Raw genomic sequence first — 19,557 nt, 5'->3', positions numbered from 1 at the left:
CGTACCGCATGTCGCGCAATGCGACGTGCCATTGCACTCTTGATGCCTTCTCGCAGCAGCTCCGCGCCTCTTGCGCGAGGCGTCTCTCTGCCGCGTTTGCGTGACTCTTTATTGAGGCGCGAGCAGGTCTCACTCATCTTTCGCCGTCCCGAAAGGGGCGCTCGTTCTTCACATACAGGACCCCGCCCATGAATCGCGCCTACAAGTCACTTTGGAACGCCGCAACAGGCGCTTGGGTGGCGGTTTCGGAGAACACCAGCGCCTGCGGAAAACGCAGCCGCTCCCGCGTGCATGCAGGCTATGCAGTTACCGCGTTGCTAGCCGTGGGCGCCTTTGCCATGAGCGGCTCTGCGCAGGCGAACTGCACCACGACGGGCAATGTCATCGACTGCAGTGGCGTCTCGGCGACTCCGGTGTACATGGACAAAAGTTCGGTGCTCAACAACACCGGCACGCTCGGACAGTCGACATTGGGAACGACCGGTGTCGCCACGAATGCCACCATCCCCAGCACGATCAACAACGGCGGCACCATCCTCGGTGAAGACGGGATCCTCCTGAACGGCGCCGGCGTCGTCAACAACGCGGGTGGCCACGTCACGGCGTTGCGCACGGGCATCATCGGAAACGGGGCCGCCGCGACACTGAGGAATACCGCGGGTGCGAGCGTCGAGGGTACAAGCGGCTATGGCGTCGTGTTCTATGACGGCGGCTCGGTCCTGAACGCAGGCAACAGTTCCATCGTCTCGAAAGCCGCCGCCGCAGTCGGATTCGGCGCCACCGGGAAGGTGGTCAACGAAGCGGGCTCGACCATCACAGGCGTCGGCTTCGCGGTTTACTTCAGCGCGGGCGACGCGACGTTGAGCAACGCCGGCCAGATGAACGGCTCCGTGGACCTGCAGGGTGCGGCGAACGATGTGACGTTGTCCACGGGCGGCCAGATCGACGGCTATCTGCAGATCGGCAAAGCAGGCAACACAACCTCCACGCTGACATTGACGGGCGCCGGCGCTCAGCTCCACTCGCAGGCGGTGACCGGCGGCACGTTCTTTGGCGGCAAGCTCGTCAAGGATGGCGTCGGCACCTGGACGCTCGACCGCGCCATCGGTGCGAACAGCGTGGACATCCAGGCAGGCACGCTGGCCATGGGGTTGACCAACGTCTTCAGCGCCAGCACGCCGGTGGGCGTTGGCGCCGGCGCCACCCTTGACCTCAGGGGCTTTGACCAGACCTTCGGTTCGCTGGCGGGCTCCGGCAACGTCGCGCTTGGCAGTGCCGCGCTCTCTGTCGGCGGCCCCGGCGTCGACACGGTGTTCTCCGGCACCGTTTCGGGCAAGGGCAGCCTGGCCGTGACGGGTGGCACGCTCGCCTTGACGGGCAACAACACCTTCGAAGGCGGACTGGCGGTGAACAGAAGCACGCTGCTCGCCGGCAGCGACGCCAATCTTGGCGCGGCAGGCAGCAAGGTCAGCCTGAACGATGGCACGCTGCGTGCAACCGGTGCGTTCACGGTGGCCCGCGATGTGTTCATAGGCGGCATCGCGGCGATCGATACCAACGGCTTCGATCTCACGCTGACCGGTGCGCTGCGCTATCAGGGTGTCTACGGTCAGTTCGAGAAGGACGGCCTGGGGACGCTGACTCTGGAGAGCGCGGGCAGCGACTACGTGGACCCCACGATCGTCAACGCCGGCACGCTCGCGCTCAAGGGCGCGGGCATCGTCGGCCGGCAAGACGTTTCCGTGGCGGCCGGCGCGACGGTCGATATCTCGCAGACCACCAACGGCGCGTCGTTGAATTTCCTTCGTGGCGCCGGCACGGTGGCCATCGGCAGCAAGACCCTCACGACCAACAACATCTCGAGCACAACCCAGTTCGACGGCGTGATCCAGGACGGCGGCATCGGCGGCGGCAAGGGCGGGGTGCTGCATATCCGGAACGCCGGAAGCTGGACGCTCACCCAGGCGCAAACTTACACCGGCGGTACCACGCTCGATACGGGGAATCTGTACCTTACTGGCAACGGCGCGCTCGCGGCGGGCACCGCCCTCACGCTGGGCAACGGCGCGTTGTTCGATGTGAGCGGTTCGAAGGCGGCGGCCCTCACCCTGGGCGACCTCAATGGCGGGACAAGCTCGATCGTCCTGGGCGACAAGGCCCTGACCCTGGGCACCGCCAACGACACGGTCTTTGCGGGCGGCATCGAGGGCGCAGGCGCGACGCTCGTCAAGCAGGGCTCCGGCACGCTGGTGCTGGACGGCTTCAATACCTACACCGGCCTCACGTCGGTGCAGGTCGGCAAGCTGGTGGTCGGCAGCGACAGTTCCGCAGGCGCGCGCCTCAGCGGCGCCGTCGATGTCGCCTCGGGCGCGACATTGGGCGGCCGTGGGCGCATTGGCGGCGACGTGGCCATTGCCTCGGGTGCGCACCTCGCGCCGGGCAACTCCATCGGCACGCTCACCATCGACGGTAGCCTGGACCTGGCCAAGGGCAGCGTGCTCGACTTCGAATTCGGCGCGCCCGGCAGCAGCTTCTCGGTGCCGGGGGCTGGCGACAGCGTCGCGGTCGGCGGCAATCTCACGCTCAGCGGCGCCACGCTCAATGTGACGGACACCGGTGGCATGGGGGCCGGTCTCTACCGGCTCTTCAGCTACAGCGGAACGCTCACCCAGAGCAACGGCGGCATTGCGCTGGGCAGCGTGCCGGCTGGCGGCATCCTGTCGCTCCAGTACCTTGCGGCGAGCAAGCAGGTCAACCTGATCAACACGGCTGGCTTGACGCTGAACTACTGGAACGGCAACGGCCTGGCCGATGCGTCGCAGATGGGCGGCGGCAACGGCACCTGGAGCACCACGCAACCGAACTGGACCGATGCGATGGGTTCCGTTACTTCGGTGATGCAACCCCAACCTGCCTTCGCGATCTTCGGCGGCGCGGCCGGCAAGGTGGTGGTCGACAAGAGTGGCGGCGCCGTGTCGGCCACGGGCATGCAGTTCGCGAGCGACGGCTACCGGCTGTCCGGCGACACGATCACGCTGGTCGCCGACAAGGCCGCGCCGGGCCCGGTCGAGGTCCGCGTCGGCGATGGCAGCGCGGGAAGCGCCGCCTGGAATGCGGCCATCGCGAACGTCATCGCGGGCACCGACGGTGTCCTGAAGACCGGCGCCGGCACGCTGGCGCTCTCGGGCGCCAACACCTACACCGGCGGTACCACCGTGCGTGGGGGCGCACTGCAGATCGGCGCCGACAACAACCTGGGCGCGGCCAGCGGCGGACTCACACTGGACGGCGGCACGCTGCGCGTCGCCGGTGCGGGCCCCGTGGCCATCGACTCCAAACGCGCGATCACGCTCGGCGCGGCCGGCGGCACATTGGACCTCGTGGGCAGCTCGTTAGGCGCGGCGGGCGGTATCACCGGCAGCGGCGGCCTCACGGTCCAGGGCAACGGCGGCATCCTGAGCCTGACCACTGCCAACAGCTACGCCGGCAGCACCACGCTGCAGGACGGCGCGAGCATCTTCGTCTATGCCGGCGCCACCCTCGGTCAGGGCTCGGTGCAGCAGCAAGGCAACGGCACCCAGCTTGCGTTCGGCGATGGCGCCGACGCCGGCACCAACAGCTACCGGATCGGCCGCACCGGCAGCGCCGACAGCGGCAATGTGCTGTCGTTCGACGGGACTGCCACGGCCTCCACCGCCAAGCTCTCGCTCAACGGTGCCGGCTGGCAGACGCCGGGCGCGAACACGCTGGTCTTCGGCGGTGCCAGCACCGCGGCCAGCGCCATCATCACCAACCTGGGCGGCACGGTCGACTTCACACAGACCGGCAACGCAGGCAGCGCGACCATCTTCAACGGCGACAAGAGCTTGGTGCGCTTTGTGAACGCCGCATCGGCGGGAAGCGTGAACATCGGCAACCTCGACGGCGGTACCGTGTACTTCGCGGACACCGCCTCGGCCGCGAACGCGCAAATCACGAACGCCAAGGGCGGCACCGTCGACGTGTCAGGCGTGACTTCGAAGACTGGAATCGCCATCGGCACGCTCTCGGGCGCAGGCGGCGTGGTGCTGGGCGCGACGCAGCTTACGCTCGGCGGCCTCAACACCAGCGACGTCATCGCCGGCGTGGTCAGCGACAAGGGCAGCCAGTTCGCGCAGCCGGGCGCGGGCACCGGCGGCTCCATCGTCAAGGTCGGCAGCGGCACGCTCACGCTCTCGGGCGCCAACAACTACACGGGTGGCACGGCGCTGCGCCAAGGCCGGTTGAATGTCGGCCACAGTCAGGCGCTGGGCACCGGCGCGCTGACAATGGACGACGACACCACGCTGGGCTTCGGTGCGAACAACCTGACGATCGCCAACGCGATCCAGCTCACGGGGCAGAATGATCCCATCATTGACACCGGCGCCTTCAACGGCACGTTGGGCGGCGCGATCAGTGGCGGCGGCTTCATCACCAAGCAGGGCACGGGCACGCTGACGCTGTCGGGGGCCAACAGCTACACCGGAGCGACGAACGTCGCGCAGGGGTCGTTGAAGGCGGGGGCGGCGAACACCTTCAGCGCGGGCTCGGGCCACAGCGTGGCGACGGGTGCGACGCTTGACCTCGCGGGCTTCAGCCAGACAGTGGCCTCGCTCGCGAACAGCGGCACCGTCTCGCTCGCCGGCACGGTCGCGGGCACCACGCTCACGGTCAACGGCAACTACGTCGGCACCAACGGCCTGCTCAAGATCGGCACCGCGCTGAACGGCACTGGCCCGTCGGACCGGCTGGTGATCAACGGCGGCACCGCCACCGGCAAGACCAGCGTGCAGATCACCAACCTCGGCGGCCTGGGCGCGTTCACCACGGGCAGCGGCATCGAGGTGATCACGGCGCAGAACGGAGCGACCACCACCGCGCAGACGACCAAGGACGCCTTCGCGCTCGCGGGCGGCCATGTGGATGCCGGCGCCTACGAGTACCGCCTGAACGCGGGCGATGCAGCCGGTGCGGGCGAGAACTGGTACCTGCGTTCGGACCGGCCTGCGGTTACGCCGCCGACGACGCCTGGCGCACCCGTGCTTCCCGTGGTCACCTACCGCGCCGAAGCCTCGCTCTACGCGGCCCTGCCGAGCCAACTGCGCCAGGGCAACCTCGCGATGCTGGGCGATCTGCGCAAGCGCGTGGGTGACGACGACGTGAAGGGCACCGCCACCGTGCCCGGCGGCGCTGACCGCCGCGCCTGGGCCAGAGTTCTCTCGACCGATATCGATATCCAGCAAGGCGGCACCGTCTCGCCGAACAGCAAGGGGCGCCTCACGGGTTTCCAGGCCGGCACCGACCTGCTGACGACGCCGAACTGGCGCGCCGGTCTCTATGTCGGCCAGCTCGACGGCGATGCGCGCGTGCACGGCTTTGCCAGCGGCATCCAGAACCTGGGCGTGGGCCGCAACGACCTGCGCAGCCAGTACGTGGGCATCTATGGCACCTACACCGATGGCGGCTTCTATGCCGATGCCGTGGTGCAGTCGGGCCGCCACCGCTACACGGCGCAACCAAACGCCATGCTCGGCACCGAAGGCAAGGGCAACAGCCTGCTGGGTTCGATCGAGCTGGGCCAGGCCTTCGCGCTGGGCGGCAGCGGCTGGAGCATCGAGCCGCAGATGCAGCTGATCCATCAGCACATGGACCTGAACAACTCGGCCATCGCCGGCGCCGTCGCCACGGCGCAGGCCGACAGCGGCTGGATCGCGCGCGCCGGGGTGCGGATCAAGGGCGAGATCGACACGGGTGCAGGCACGCTGCAGCCGTACGGCCGGTTCAATGTCTACAAGACGTCAAGCGGCGCGGACGTGGCGAGCTTCCTGAACGGCGCGACCCTGACCGATATCTCGGCGCCGACGGGCGGCAGGAGCACGGAGCTGGCCGGTGGTTTCACGCTGGCGCTGGGACAGAAGACCAGCCTATACGGCGAAGTCGGCAAGCTCTGGGCCAGTGGCGGCAATGCGAAGGTAAAAAGTTCGGTGAGTGGATCGTTGGGAGTGCGGGTGAAGTGGTAACGGATCTAGAAAGCTCAAGCCTTCGTTCGAGGCCGGCTTGGACAGTTCGTCTGTGCACGAGGGTGGTCGGGGGGCGCTGGCTGGCGAGTCTGGGCGAATTCGCCTGGCCTTTCGCCTCTCAGTGCATGGAGATAAGCCTCGACGCGTTCTACGGAGCTTCCAACTGCACGGATCGCGATTCTGAGATGCGCTGCCTCACGCTCCGGATGCACGCACCCAGGCGAAGCAGTTCCCCTACATTCCTGTCACAGACACGCTCTCTCTGAATCTCTTGCGCTATCAAATCGGAGATACAGGCGAGTGCATCTGTGGGTGTGAAGCCGAGATTTCACTTGCCGTGGCGTTCACCGTAACAAGAACGTCGGTCTGTTTCATTTCAAGCATTCAGAGGTCAAGTTGCTCTTCGCTGGGCTGATCGGCCTGGTTGCCAGCGTGATCTTGCTGCGCACGGAGGGGCTCAGCACGGGGTCGGCAGCGATCCGACGGATTTAATTGGCCGTCAGCTCGTGATGCCTCGCTTGCGCGCACGGTAGGCCAATTGGGGACGCGTGACGCCCAGGACACGCGCCGCCGCGGAGATGTTCCCGCCGCATTGCTCCAGCGCACGGCGTATCAGCGACTCTTCCATTTGCCTCAGGGCGCCGGAGCCGGCACGGTCCGGCATGGCAGGGCTTGCGGCCGCGGGCTGCGAGGGCAGGGCGCGGGCAGCCCCCGCCAAGTGCCCATCGGGCCGTACCGACAGCACGTTCTTGTCCAGCGTCTCTCCGCTGGTGAACAGGTGGTGGACTTCGAGCAGGCTGCCCTCGGGCGCGAGGATCACGGCGCGCTCGATCAGGTTCTGCAGTTCGCGGATGTTGCCGGGATAGTCGTAGTTCAGAAGCGCCTTGACAGCGGCTTGCGTGAAGCCGGTGGGCTGCCGGCCGTGCTTGCGGACGTAGTGCTGCAGGAAATGGCTCATCAACAGAGGCACGTCATCGCGGCGCTCGCGCAGCGGCGGCAGATGAATGGGAAAGACATTGAGCCGGAAGAAAAGGTCGTCGCGAAACCTGCCTTCGCGCACGGCCTGGCGCAGATCCACGTTGGTGGCTGCGATAACGCGCGTGTCGACCTTGATGCTGCGCGTGCCCCCCACGCGCTCGACCTCGCCCTCTTGCAGCGTGCGCAGCAGCTTGCCCTGGGCTGCGTAGCTCAGCGTGCCGATCTCGTCCAGGAACAGGGTGCCGCCGTGCGCGCGCTCAAAGCGCCCCGGCCGCGCCGCGCCGGCACCGGTGTACGCACCGCGCTCCACGCCAAACAGCTCCGACTCGATCAGCGTCTCCGGGATGGCCGCGCAGTTCACCGCCACAAAGGGCTTGTCGCGCCGCTGGCCAATGCTGTGCAGCATGCTGGCGAACTTCTCCTTGCCGACGCCGGACTCGCCGGTAAAAAGCACAGTGGCCGTGGTCGGCGCCACGCGGTGCAGCAGGTGGCAGGCCGCGTTGAAAGCCGATGAGGCGCCCACCATCGCGTCGCTGTTGCGCGGCGGCGTGGGCAACTCCGCGGCCTGCGGTGCCGCTCCGCTGTGCGGCGGCGCTCCGACGAACTCGCGTGCGCGCAGGTAGCGCATGTCTTCTTCCACATCGTCCCAACGCTCCGCGGACTTTCCGATCACGCGGCAGTGGCTCTCCCCCATCGAGCGGCAGGTGACTTCGCGAAACACCACCAACCGCCCGAACAGCGTGCTGACGTAACCGGTGGCATAGCCCACCTGCATCCAGCACGCTGGCGAGCCACCGATGCCGTAGGCCGCGATGTGCTCGTCGTCTTCGCTCGAGTGATGCCAGATGAATTCGCCCTCGTAGTCCGAGGTCTCGGGGTCGTAGCGCGCGTGCACCAGCTCGACCTTCACCAGGCCTTCCAGCGCATGCAGGCGGGTGCCGGCCATGGCGGCCGCAGCCGGCTCGGCCTCGGGCCATTGCTCGCGCACCAGCTGCGCATCGCGCGCACCGCTGACGTAGCCTGCGCGGGTGAACAGGCCGCGGGCCTTCTCCTGGCCCAGGCTGTCGATCAGCTCGCGCCGCAATGACCCCAGCGCCTCGGTATGCAGGAGCACCATGCGCTGGTCCTGCAGCCAGATGCGGCCGTCGCCAGGTGAAAAGAAAAGGCATTCGCTGATGTCGGCAATCGTCGGGTGCTCTTCGCTGCCTACATGCGAGGCCTCGAAGCGGCTCATTGCACGCGCTAATTCAGCGCCGTCGAAACGGCCCAGTGCTGCGCCGGTGGCGCGCGCCACATCGGCCAGCGAGATCCGTTGCGGGGCCGTCGAGGCGGTGGCTTTGGTCAATTTCGGATTCATCATTTGGTGAAAAAGCGGCCGATCCTTGATCATTTGAAGAAGGCGAGATCAGGGTAATCCAGTTATCTGCAGTAACCATCGGGGCTTCGGGAATTCCCCTAGCGCTCCAATGAAAACAGTCTCATGCGGCGGCATCGCGCCACGCAGCCGCGCCGCGGCTGGTACGTCCATTGCGAAAAGACGGCAGTGCCGCGGGTATTTCCATCCGCAGCCAGTCGATCAACTTTTTCGCAAGAGGTGAGTCATGGGTGTTTCAGAGAAGCTGATGTTCCTGGACGGGGCGGCCTGGGCCGGCAAGGTGTTCAACGGCGATTGGGTTGCGTCCGCAGGCGGTGTGCGCGACGTGGTCGAGCCGGCCACGGGCAAGGTGATGGCGACCGTCGGCATCGCCGACGCGCAGGACGTGGGGCTGGCCGCGACCGCCGCGGCGAAAGCGCAGAAAAGCTGGGCGCAGGTTGCACCGCGCGAGAAGGCCACGGTGTTCCAACGGGCCGCGGCCTTGTTCCAGGAGCACTTCGACGAACTGGCGCTCTACGTTGCCCGGGAGACCGGCGCCATCTTGCCCAAAGGACAGCACGAGGTGCGCGAGGCCATCACTCTGTGCCATCTGGCGGCAGCCATGCCCCTGCAGGCGCAGGGCCAGATCCTGCCGAGCGCGAGCGGCACCACCAGCCTCGCGCGGCGCGTGCCGCGCGGCGTGGTGGGCGTGATCTCGCCGTTCAACTTTCCGCTCATCCTCACCATTCGCGCCGTGGCGCCGGCGCTCGCGGCGGGGAATGGCGTGGTCATCAAGCCCGACTCGCGCACGCCGGTGAGCGGGGGCTTCATCATCGCCCGCGTGTTCGAGGCGGCGGGCCTGCCCGCCGGCCTGCTGCAGGTGCTGCCCGGTGACGCCGCGGCCGGCGAAGCCCTGGTGACCGATGCGCGCGTGCCGATGATTGCCTTCACCGGCTCGCCCGCCGTGGGCCGGCGCATCGGCGAGCTGGCCGGGCACCATCTGAAGAAGGTCACGCTGGAGTTGGGCGGTGCCAATTCGCTGATCGTTCTGGAAGACGCCGATCTCGACATCGCGGCCAGCAATGCGGCCTGGGGCGCCTGGCTGCACCAGGGACAGATCTGCATGGCGACCAACCGCATCATCGTGCACGAGCGCATCGCTGCCGCCTTCACGCAGCGGCTGGTCGCGAAGGCCCAGCACCTGCCGGTGGGTGATGGCGCGAGCGGCCAGGTGGCCCTGGGTCCGCTGATCGACGCCAGGCAGCGCGACCGCGTGCACGCCATCGTGCAGGACAGCATCGCGGCCGGCGCGCAGTTGCTGGCCGGTGGCAGCAGCGACGGCCTCTTCTACAAGCCCACTGTGCTGACGGGTGTGAAGGCCGGCATGCGGGTGTACGACGAGGAAGTGTTCGGCCCCGTCGCCAACATCATCACCTTCAGGACCGACGAAGAAGCCGTGGCCCTGGCCAACAACCACCAGGGCAGCCTGGCGTCGGCGGTGATCTCGCCCTCGATCGGGCGGGCCATGGCCATGGCCGCGCAGTTGAACTCCGGCATGGTTCACATCAACGACCAGACCGTCAACGACGAGTGCGTCAACCCCTTCGGCGGCCCCGGCATCGCCGGCAACGGCAGCAGCGTGGGCGGCCCGGCCGACTGGGAGGAATACACCCAGTGGCAGTGGCTGACCATCAAGCAGGCGGCTCATGCCTATCCGTTCTGAGCGTCGGTGACTGAACCCACAAGGAGACATTCCATGCAGCTTCAAGGAAAAACCATCGTCGTCACCGGCGTGTCGTCAGGCATCGGCGCGGAAGTGGTGCGCGTCGCGCGCTTTGCCGGCGCCCGCGTCATCGGGGTGGACCGCAATGACCCCAGCCTCACGCTCGACGGCTTCGTCAAGGCCGACCTGGGTTCCGTCGCCGCCATCGATGCGGCCGTGGCGCAACTGCCCGAGCGCTTCGACGCGCTGTGCAACATCGCCGGCGTGCCCGGCACGGCGCCCGTCGACCTGGTGGCCGACATCAACTACCTGGGCCTGCGGCACCTGACCGAACAGGCACTGCCACGCATCCCGCGTGGCGGTTCCATCGTCAACGTGGCCTCCATCCTCGGTGCCGAATGGCCGCAGCGATTGGCGCCGCACAAGGCCCTGGCCGCCGCTCAGGGCTTCGAGGCCGGCGCCCATTGGCTGCGCGACCACCCCGTGCCGCAGGAGACCTGCTACCAATACTTCAAGGAAGCGCTGATCGTCTGGAGCGCCACGCAGTCGCAGAAGTGGTTTCTGCAGCACGGCGTGCGGATGAATTGCGTTGCGCCGGGTCCGGTGTTCACGCCGATCCTGGGCGACTTCGTGAGCATGCTCGGCCAGGAGCGGGTGCAGGCCGACGCGCACCGCATGCTGCGCCCCGGTTTCGCCGACGAGATCGCGCCGGTGATCGCGTGGCTGTGCAGCGACGAGGCGCGCTGGATCAGCGGCGCCAACATCCCCGTCGACGGCGGGCTGGCATCGACCTACCTCTGAGCCGCCATGACCCACGCCGCCATTCCCGCCGTGCTCGACACGGCGCCCCTCGATCCGGCACTGGCCGGTTTTCTGGCGCAAGCCGCCGCCCAGGGCAACCCACCGCTGGAGTCGTTGCCGCCGCCGGTGGCGCGCCAGGTCTACCGCGACCTGGCCGCCGGCCTGGGCCTGCCGGCACCGGCCATCGCATCGGCGAACGACCGTGTCATCGACGGGCCCGGCAGCCCGCTGACGCTGCGGATCTACCGGCCCGACGCCCACGGACCGCTTCCCTTGCTGCTCTATGTGCACGGCGGCGGCTTCGTGATCGGCGACCTCGAAACCCACGACAAGGTTTGCCGCACCTTGTGCCATGACGTGGCCGCCGTGGTGGTGGCGGTGGACTACCGGCTGGCGCCCGAACATCCCTTTCCCGCGGCGGTGGACGACGTCGCCTGTGCATTGCATTGGGCGACCGCGCATGCGCGCGAACTTGGCGCCGATCCGTCGCGCATTGCGTTGGCCGGTGACAGCGCGGGCGCACAGCTTGCCACCGTGGCGACGCTGCGTGCGGCCGGCACGATCGCGCCGCGTGCGTTGGGCCTGATCTATCCCTGCGCCCAACACTACACCGAGCCCAGCCCTTCGATGAGCGAAAACGGCGAGGGCAAATTCCTCACCATCGGTGTCATGCGATGGTTCATCGACTGCTACCTCGGCGAGCGTCATGAGTTGGTGCGGCATGCCGACTTCGCGTTGTTGCACGCGCAGGCAATGCATACGCTGCCGCCCACCTGGCTGGCCACCATGGGCCACGACCCCCTGCGTGACGAAGGCCATGAACTGGCACTGCGCATCGCGCTGGCAGGTGTGCCGACCGCGCACCGCCACTACCCCGATGCCATTCATGCCTGCATTCACTTCACCGCGGTATCGGCGCTGGGCATCCGGGTGATGGCCGATCTGGCTGCGTGGTTGCGCTCTCAACTATCGGCAAGTCCTCAGTAGCCGAGCGCCGAGCCGACCGTTGAGAACAGATCATTCGCGTGACCGATGTTTTCGTGAAGCGCACCCCGCAGTTTGCCGCTGAGCCACATGGCGATTCAAGAGTGACAGCGGTCGGCATCGAGGCGGTTCCCTGAGCGGTTTTTTTTTCCTGGCCTCTACCAGCGCCGAACCGCTGTCGAGGCAGTGTGCTTCATCCTGGTGAAGCCGGAGTGAAGTCTGTGCGGGAGTTCTGCGAAACGATACCTACCGTCCTGTCAGGTGCGACCTTGCGCCCTCTGATGAGATCTCGAGGAGGGCAAAGTAATCCTTTCGATGGGCAATCACAGAAATCAAAAAAGGACATTTGATTGCGTCATCGAACATAACGTTACGCTCGTTCCGATCATTGCCGCACCGCGCGATGCATCTGAATCCGAAAGAACTACGAGGCTCACGCATGCATGTCGACGCGACTGCCGTCCACGGCAGGTTCGACCATCGCCAGATCAAGCAACTCGCTCTGCAAGGCGCCGCAGCACTCACGCTGTTGGGCATCGGATGGGCCCAGGCCGCCTGCTCCCTGAGCTCTGAACGCATGCATGCAGACCGCGAAGAAAAACTGGTCGCCGCCCGCAAGGCATACACGGACGGTCTGCTTTATCTGGCCTTTGATCGCTATCAAGTGCAGGCAAACGACGGACATGTCGAAAGCGAGGTATTTGTCGCCTGGATGTTGTCTCAGGGAGTTGGCTGCGAGAAAGACGAGCCAGGCTGCTGCCTACTACGAGCGAGCAGCAGCGCATGGGCACCCGCTGGGCTGCTTCTGCTTCGGCCGCTGGTTGACGAAAGCTGGCGAGCATACGAAGGCCTATCGCTTCTACGCGATGGGTGCAGACAGGCAGCATCTGCCCTCGATGTTTCGGGTCGGCTATTCATTGGCTCATGGCAAAGGCATTTCACAGGATCTTCAACGGTCCTACAAAGTCCTGAAAGAGGCTGCGATGCATGGTCATGCCTTCGCGCTGCGAGAACTGGGTCTTCAAGATCTGCGCGGCAGACGAGGCATTGTTTGGCGGCCTATCGGGCTCGTGGAGATTCTTGCCGCGGTCTGTTGGGGCTTCATGGCCTCCATGGTCAATGACGATTCGGACCTCTTGATCTCCTAGACCTTGCGCTGCCGCACAACCATGCCGCACGCGGCCGTGATTCGCGTTGGCTTCTGGAGAGAAATTTCAGGCCCACGGTCATAAAGGAGTGAAGTTGAAGGCCGAACTCGGGATAGGCGTTGCTGGAATCTTGATCGGATTGATTCTGATGTGGACTGGGCAGCGCATGTGCCGCACGACCTGCTGGATCGACGACGCATTCAAGCTTCTCCTCCCGGCTGCTTATGAGTCCTGGGCAGGCGGGTTGCCGGTGGTTCTGATCGGCGCTGGCTTTATCGGACATGCGATCTACAAGCGCCCCAGAAGATCTGGCTAGGCATGCTGAAATTCTTGACCCAGAACCCGTGGGGCTCTGCAACAGCATTGATGCACTCGAAGCGGGCGCGCATGATCACATCCACTACTACAACCACAAGCGTGTCAAACTCGGGATGCAGAGGCCCAACCCGCTGAGGTACCGGCTGAGAAGCACCGCCCGATCGGCGAAATCGCGACCATCCAACTTCCGGGGGGCAGTTCAAACCCGGGGTGATTCAGAAGGTATAAATCTAACCGCGGGTGCTGCGCGCAGAACCCCGACTGCACATTCACCTTAACCCAGTGCCCAATTGGAGGAAGTACTTCCCGTCACGGCCTGAGCGCATCGCCAGATGTGGCAATGATCTCCCTTGAGCTTAAGGGCGTGAAATCGGGCCCTCGGTGTGCTTGCTCTTCGAGACAGCCAGTTGTTATCAACGAACAATGCACCGACAGCTGTCGTGTTGGCGGAGGAAAGCAAGTGCGGCTCAAGCTGAGAACGAAGACAGCGCTACTCATCACCTCGCTCGTACTTGCCTTGGTCGGTGTGACGGGCTGGTGGCAGTACCGGAATCTGTCCAGCGAGTACGTCAACCTGATGCGCGAGCAGCAGCAGGCGCTGACCGAGAGCGCGGCGGCGGATCTCGACTACAAGCTCGGCGTCCATCTGGGCGCGCTGGCACGTGCAGCCCGGGATCTGGGCATGCACGGCCTCGCGGATCCCGCGGCGCAGCAGCGTTTCCTTGCGGACAAGGACCTGCGCTCGATGTTCGACAACGCCGCGTTGGCGACGCTGGACGGTGCCATCATTGCGATCAACCCTTCCACCACGCGACCTTCGAATGTCGCCGATCGCGACTACTTTCGGCGCGTGCGTGACCTGGGCCAGCCCGTGATTTCGGCGCCGTTGCTCACCAAAGGCGGCCAACAGCCCGCGGTCGTCATGGCCGTTCCCGTCGAAGGACCGGACGGCCGCATCGCCGGCGTGCTGGGCGCGGCGCTGAACCTGCAGCGCGCCAACGTGCTCGGCGACCTCAGCCGCACCACAGTCGGTCGGGGTGCCTACTACGTGATCGTCACACGCGGCCCGTCCCCGCAGGTCGTGATGCATCCCGATGCGAACCTGCTGCTCAAGCCCGCAGGCGCTGCCACCGTCGCCTTCACCGGCGGTACCGAAAATGACCTGGCAACGCGCGCTGCTGTACGCAGTGCCGACTGGGAACTGCGCCTGATTGTGCCGGCGCGCGTCGCCTATGCGCCGCTGGAGCAGGCGAGGCGAAACCTGCTGCTGCAACTGCTCTGGCTGGGTCTGGGGTGCGCGCTGCTGGTCTGGATGGGAACCACCTGGGTCATGCGCCCCCTGGAGGCGCTGAGCAACGCGATCCGTACCCTGCGCCGTTCGCCCGGCAGCCAGGTAAAGCTCGATGTTGTCCCCAATGACGAGCGCGGGGATCTGGCCCGTGAGTTCGATGCACTGATGGCCGATTTGCGCGAGCAGCGGCTGGAACTGGCGGCGGTCACCGGTGCGTCACCCGTGGGCTTGTTCCGTTGCGACAGTGACGGGCGCATGACCTACGTGAACGACGAGTACCTCGCGATTCACGGGCTGGCGCGGGAAGATGCGCAAGAGGGCTGGCTCACGCTCGTGCGCGAGGAGATCCGGGAGACGGTTCGCCAGGAATGGATTCGCATCGTCAGCGCGGCCACGCCGTTGAACACCACGCGTCGGCTCCACCGCAGGGACGGAACCCAGGTGCTGGTGGCATTGAGAAGTCGGCCCGTGCTGGCCGAAGGCCGCGTCCTCGGCCATGTGGGAACGGTGACCGACATCACCGAGCGCACGCTGGCCGAACGCGCCCTTCGCACGCTGACCGCGGTCTTCGACATGACGACAGACTACATCGTCCAGTTGGATGCGGCGGGGCGGCTCATCTACATGAATCCTGCCGCGCGCCGCCGCACGGGGCTAGCCCTCGACGCACCGATCGAACAGCTGAGCGCGGCTGACTTCAACCCGCCGGAGACGATGGAGAGATTCAGGTCGGAGATCGTGCCCGCTGCGGTCAGCACCGGCGTCTGGGTGGGAGAGTCGATGGTGTGGGACGCCGAACGACGGGCGTTTCCAGCCAGCCACATGGTGATCGCGCACCGCGACAAGCACGGCAAGGTGGAATATTTCTCGGGGCTGATGCGCGACATTTCGGCGGCCAAGGATGCGGAGCGCGCTCTGCGCGAGAGCGAGCATCGCCTGCGCATGGTGACGGACCACCTGCCGGCGTTGATCTCCTACCTGGATCGCGACCTGCGGTTCCGGTTCGTCAACAAGGCCTACCAGGACTGGTTCGGCGTCCACGCTGAGCAGTTGCTTGGCCTGAGCCTGCGCGAGTTCTATGGTGACGAAGCCTGGGCGCAGATGGAGCCGCACATGCGTGCGGCACTCGCCGGGCGCCAAGTCACGTACGAGCGCAGGCTGGCGACGCCTGGTGGGCGTCGCGATATCCAGGCCACGCTGGTCCCAGAGCGCGATGAACGTGGCGAGGTGGTCGGCCTCTATACGCTGGACAGCGACATCACCGCGCATCACGAGGCGGAGGAGGCCCTCCAGGAAAGCGAGGCCCGCCTTCGCACGGTGGCCGATGCATTGCCGATGCGTGTGGCCTACATCGATGCGGAGGAGCGCTATCGATTCAACAATCTGGCCTATGAGCGTGGGTTCGGGCTTTCCCGGGACCAGATTCAGGGGCACACCGTCAGAGAGCTGCTGGGCGAGCCCGCATACCAGACTGTGCAGCCGCACATACGCGCGGCCTTGGCTGGCGAGACCGTCACCTTCCAGAGCGAAGTCGCCAAGAGCGACAGCTACTGGTGCTACGAGGCTCAATATATTCCTCAGCCCGCAGTGAACGACGAGACCATCGTCGGCTTCCATGCCGTGATCACCGACATCACGCGGCAAAAGCTCGAGGAGAAGCGGCTGGTGAACCTGGCGCAGATCGATCCTCTCACTGGCCTTGTCAATCGCGCGGCTTTCGACATGCGCTTAGCAGAGGCGATGGAGCGTGCCCGTGCCGCCGGCGCGTTGATGGCGTTGATGTACCTGGACATCGATGGATTCAAGAAGATCAACGATCAGTTCGGCCATCAGACGGGGGATGAACTGCTGCGGGGCTTCGCGGGCAGGTTGTCGCAGGCGTTGCGCTCGGGTGATGTCTGCGCACGCTTGGGCGGCGACGAGTTCACAGTGATCCTGGAGAGCTTGCCCGACGCCGATGCCGGGGTTTCCGTCGCTGCTAAATTGATCAAGGCCATGCAGGTGCCGTTCGTCATTGAAGAGCGGACGATCGTCATCAGCACGAGTATCGGCTTGACGTTCTACCAGGGCGGCAGTGCGACGACCGGGGCGCTCGTCAAGCAGGCCGACGAGATGCTCTATCAAGCCAAAGGGGCGGGTCGCAACAACGTCCAGGTGGCACCTCTGTTGGCGCCCAACGGCAACTAAGCCAGTGTTGCGGGTGGGGCGCGGACAACAGCAATAATAAGAGAAGAAACCCGGCGCCTGGTGCTGGCCGAGCTAATCGCCGACCTGCTGCAAGAGTTCGTACGCCGAGCGGATCAACGCAGATAGACGCTTGGCGCAGTGGAGAACCGCGGTCATTCACCTTCGGCCGACCACGTGGTAATAGCGTGCGACGATGCCCACGAGAGCGCGCCCACGTCCTGCTCACCCTTCCGGGCGTCAGTCATTGACGGTTCTCAGGTCGGGGTGGCCGGTGCGTGAGGCAACTGCACATTCAAGAGCAGGGCGACGCTTCCGGCCAGTCCGCAGAACGCGACCAGTTCGGCCATGCCGCGTTCTCCGAAGTGCCGCTGCACCTGCTCGAACATGTCGTCCGCGACGCAATGGTGTTCGGTGAGCGTCAGGAAGAACCGGCCGGCTGCTTCCACCGAGCCGCCATCCTCCGGAATCTTGCCGGCTGCAATCGTTTCAACCATCTCCGGCGAAAGTCACGGCCGGCAAGGCCTTGGCCGCGTGAGTCTCCCATTGGTGACAGCATTGCTGCCTGTGCGCGGCCATGAGGAAGACGGCTTCCAGCACCCGCTGCGGCAGCGTGCCGGTCCAAAGCTCGCTCGAGAGTGCTCCAGAAGATCCGCAATTCGGGGGCTCCCCAGCAGTGGCAGGTAGGGGGCCGGCACGCGACCGCACCTCCGTTTCGATCAGGTCGTAGGCTGCGCGCTGTTCTGCGGAGCGCAAGGCCTCGGCAGTCGCAGGGAAACGAGTGGCTCCATGCGGGCTTGCGGGCGTCGTCTTAGGCATTGGGCTTGATGTTGCCGGCCTTGACGCTCTCTCTGCACGAAATGGCCCGGATGATTAACACGGGTGCGGGCAGCCTCGGCACCTGCCGCGAGTACTTCGACGCCACGACTCAAAAGCTCGAGATGCTCGGCATACGCGACGCCGGGATGGAGCGCCTGCGCTTCGCAGCAGGCTGAAGCGCCCCTTGGTCGCCGTCGGTCCGCTGCCGGTGCCCGCAGTTCCTTGCGGAGGATCTTGCCCACGGTCGATTTTGGCAAGGCCTCAAGAAAGGTGATGTGGCGGGGAACCTTGTAGGGTGCTCCCGAGCGAGCTCAGGCGCTCGGGAAGGTACCGCAAGAATGGCATGCCAGCGCCTTGGCCACTCAGCAACTGCGCCCACTACGCGAACTCGGGCTGCCCTGCCGGTGCTCTGATCGATATCCAATGCTTTGGTTTTGGAGAAGGAAATTGAGCTGAATTCTGAGTCAATGCATAAGCCTTTATTGTCGAAATGCTTGTTGTCCGTCAGCTCCCCTGCAGGTATCTTATTGTTTCAAGAATGCTTGGTGAGGGGTCGAAATGGGAGTGGGGGAAACGGCCGTGCATCCGCATGGGGAGGGTGGCGCGCGGCCGCAAAGTGCCCCCGAAACAGGGGCTGTCGCGAACCCGTCTCTTGTGGCGCTGTGCACGGTCGCACGCTTCCACCAGATCGCAGCCGACGCGTCATTGCTGTCGCACCAACTGGGCCTGACGCCTTCCGAGCCTGTCGACACTTCCACGCTGCTGCGCGCAGCCAAGCAACTCGGCCTCAAGGCCAAGTCGTCCCGCACGACAACTGAGCGCCTGTCCCTGACACCGCTGCCCGCCCTCGCGGTGCTGCGCAACGAAGACGGCAGCGAGCGGTTCGTGATCCTCGCGCAATGCGATGCCCAGCGCGTCCTGTTGCAAGACCCCGCAGCCGAAACCGCCCGCCCCGTCATCGAACCCCTGGACGTCTTCGCCGCTCACTGGACCGGCGAGCTCATCCTCATCACCAGCCGCGCCAGCCTCGCCGGCGAACTCGCCAAGTTCGACTTCTCCTGGTTCATCCCCAGCCTCGTCAAGCACCGAAAGCTGCTGGGCGAGGTGCTCTTCATCTCCTTCATCCTCCAGCTCTTCGCGCTGGTCAGCCCGCTGTTCTTCCAGGTCGTGATGGACAAGGTGCTCGTGCACCGCGGGGTGACCACGCTGGATGTGCTTGTCATCGGCCTCGTGGTGGTCGTCGTCTTCGAGTCGCTGCTCAATGGCCTGCGTAGCTACGTCTTCAGCCACACCACCAACCGCATCGACGTCGAGCTCGGCGCACGGCTGTTTCGCCACCTCGTGCAATTGCCCTTGGCCTACTTCCAGGCACGGCGTGTCGGCGATTCGGTCGCCCGCGTGCGCGAACTGGAGAACATCCGCAGCTTCCTCACCGGCAACGCGCTCACGGTGCTGCTGGACGTCGTCTTCTCCCTCGTCTTCGTGGCCGTCATGCTGTTCTACAGCGTGCCCCTGACCTTGATCGTGCTCGTGAGCATGCCGCTGTACTTCGGCCTGAGCCTCGCTGTCGTGCCCATCCTGCGCCGACGCCTGGACGAGAAGTTCGCGCGCGGGGCCGAGAACCAGGCCATGCTGGTGGAGACCGTCAGCGCCATCCAGACCGTCAAGGCCACCGCCCTCGAACCTGCCTTCGGGCGCCGCTGGGACAACCAACTTGCCGCGTATGTGTCGGCCAGCTTCCGCACCCAGAACCTCGCCAGCTGGGCGCACGAAGGCGTCAACCTCATCGGCAAGCTCGTCAACGCCGCCACCCTTTGGTATGGCGCACACCTTGTCATGAACAACGAGCTGACCGTCGGCCAGTTCGTCGCCTTCAACATGTTCGCCCAGCGCGTGAGCCAGCCCATCATGCGCAT

Annotated in this window: 12 protein-coding genes; 10 read left to right on the top strand and 2 right to left on the bottom strand. The window is 65.7% G+C overall.

Annotated elements, in window-relative coordinates:
• Positions 1-188 precede the first annotated feature (188 nt).
• Positions 189-6,041, top strand: a complete 5,853-nt coding sequence (locus tag M2282_RS00055; protein WP_280806778.1) for an autotransporter outer membrane beta-barrel domain-containing protein — start codon at positions 189-191, stop codon at positions 6,039-6,041.
• 499 nt (positions 6,042-6,540) lie between these two features.
• Here M2282_RS00055 and M2282_RS00050 read toward each other — a convergent pair whose 3' ends face one another.
• Positions 6,541-8,253, bottom strand: coding sequence for a sigma-54-dependent Fis family transcriptional regulator (locus tag M2282_RS00050; protein ID WP_280807693.1), 1,713 nt, complete (start codon positions 8,251-8,253; stop codon positions 6,541-6,543).
• 367 nt (positions 8,254-8,620) lie between these two features.
• Here M2282_RS00050 and M2282_RS00045 point away from each other — a divergent pair, with 367 nt between their 5' ends.
• The 7 genes from M2282_RS00045 (at position 8,621) to M2282_RS00020 (ending at position 16,825) form a co-directional block, all read left to right on the top strand.
• Entirely contained in the window at positions 8,621-10,096 is a 1,476-nt protein-coding gene (locus M2282_RS00045) for a benzaldehyde dehydrogenase (protein WP_280806777.1), read from the top strand.
• 33 nt (positions 10,097-10,129) lie between these two features.
• Complete coding sequence (locus M2282_RS00040; RefSeq protein WP_280806776.1) at positions 10,130-10,897, top strand: coniferyl-alcohol dehydrogenase; 768 nt, start codon at positions 10,130-10,132, stop codon at positions 10,895-10,897.
• A 6-nt stretch (positions 10,898-10,903) separates the two neighbouring features.
• Positions 10,904-11,884 carry an alpha/beta hydrolase gene (locus tag M2282_RS00035; RefSeq protein WP_280806775.1) on the top strand — a complete coding sequence of 327 codons (981 nt, stop codon included), beginning with the start codon at positions 10,904-10,906 and terminating at the stop codon, positions 11,882-11,884.
• A gap of 578 nt (positions 11,885-12,462) precedes the next feature.
• Positions 12,463-13,029, top strand: a complete 567-nt coding sequence (locus tag M2282_RS00030) for a tetratricopeptide repeat protein (protein ID WP_280806774.1) — start codon at positions 12,463-12,465, stop codon at positions 13,027-13,029.
• A gap of 94 nt (positions 13,030-13,123) precedes the next feature.
• The gene (locus M2282_RS00025) at positions 13,124-13,345 is read left to right on the top strand and encodes a hypothetical protein (RefSeq protein ID WP_280806773.1); all 222 of its coding nucleotides are present in this window, start codon (positions 13,124-13,126) and stop codon (positions 13,343-13,345) included.
• Positions 13,311-13,625 (top strand): IS3 family transposase, encoded by a 315-nt coding sequence (locus M2282_RS31090; protein WP_432422853.1) that lies wholly within the window; start codon positions 13,311-13,313, stop codon positions 13,623-13,625. The genes M2282_RS00025 and M2282_RS31090 overlap by 35 nt, the downstream gene beginning before the upstream one ends.
• A gap of 182 nt (positions 13,626-13,807) precedes the next feature.
• The gene (locus M2282_RS00020; protein ID WP_280806772.1) at positions 13,808-16,825 is read left to right on the top strand and encodes a PAS domain-containing protein; all 3,018 of its coding nucleotides are present in this window, start codon (positions 13,808-13,810) and stop codon (positions 16,823-16,825) included.
• Between the two features lie 254 nt (positions 16,826-17,079).
• Here M2282_RS00020 and M2282_RS00015 read toward each other — a convergent pair whose 3' ends face one another.
• Positions 17,080-17,319, bottom strand: coding sequence for a hypothetical protein (locus M2282_RS00015; protein WP_280806771.1), 240 nt, complete (start codon positions 17,317-17,319; stop codon positions 17,080-17,082).
• 342 nt (positions 17,320-17,661) lie between these two features.
• On the opposite strand from M2282_RS00015, the gene M2282_RS00010 reads away from it, so the two are divergent.
• A complete protein-coding gene (locus M2282_RS00010; RefSeq protein WP_280806770.1) occupies positions 17,662-17,817 on the top strand; it encodes a hypothetical protein in 156 nt (51 codons plus the stop codon).
• A 478-nt stretch (positions 17,818-18,295) separates the two neighbouring features.
• On the top strand, positions 18,296-19,557 hold a 1,262-nt coding region (locus M2282_RS00005; protein WP_280806769.1), incomplete at its 3' end, for an ABC transporter transmembrane domain-containing protein.

Origin of the sequence: Variovorax boronicumulans, assembly GCF_029892485.1 — a bacterium.
GTDB lineage: Bacteria > Pseudomonadota > Gammaproteobacteria > Burkholderiales > Burkholderiaceae_C > Variovorax > Variovorax boronicumulans_B.
Note: the sequence above shows the minus strand (reverse complement) of the source record. Positions and strands in the feature narration are given on the sequence as shown.

Coding starts and splice junctions, on each gene's coding strand:
- M2282_RS00050 (WP_280807693.1), bottom strand. CDS start 8,253: ATGAGCCGCTTCGAGGCCTCGCATGTAGGCAGCGAAGAGCACCCGACG.
- M2282_RS00035 (WP_280806775.1), top strand. CDS start 10,904: ATGACCCACGCCGCCATTCCCGCCGTGCTCGACACGGCGCCCCTCGAT.
- M2282_RS00040 (WP_280806776.1), top strand. CDS start 10,130: ATGCAGCTTCAAGGAAAAACCATCGTCGTCACCGGCGTGTCGTCAGGC.
- M2282_RS31090 (WP_432422853.1), top strand. CDS start 13,311: ATGCGATCTACAAGCGCCCCAGAAGATCTGGCTAGGCATGCTGAAATT.
- M2282_RS00055 (WP_280806778.1), top strand. CDS start 189: ATGAATCGCGCCTACAAGTCACTTTGGAACGCCGCAACAGGCGCTTGG.
- M2282_RS00030 (WP_280806774.1), top strand. CDS start 12,463: ATGCAGACCGCGAAGAAAAACTGGTCGCCGCCCGCAAGGCATACACGG.
- M2282_RS00045 (WP_280806777.1), top strand. CDS start 8,621: ATGGGTGTTTCAGAGAAGCTGATGTTCCTGGACGGGGCGGCCTGGGCC.
- M2282_RS00015 (WP_280806771.1), bottom strand. CDS start 17,319: ATGGTTGAAACGATTGCAGCCGGCAAGATTCCGGAGGATGGCGGCTCG.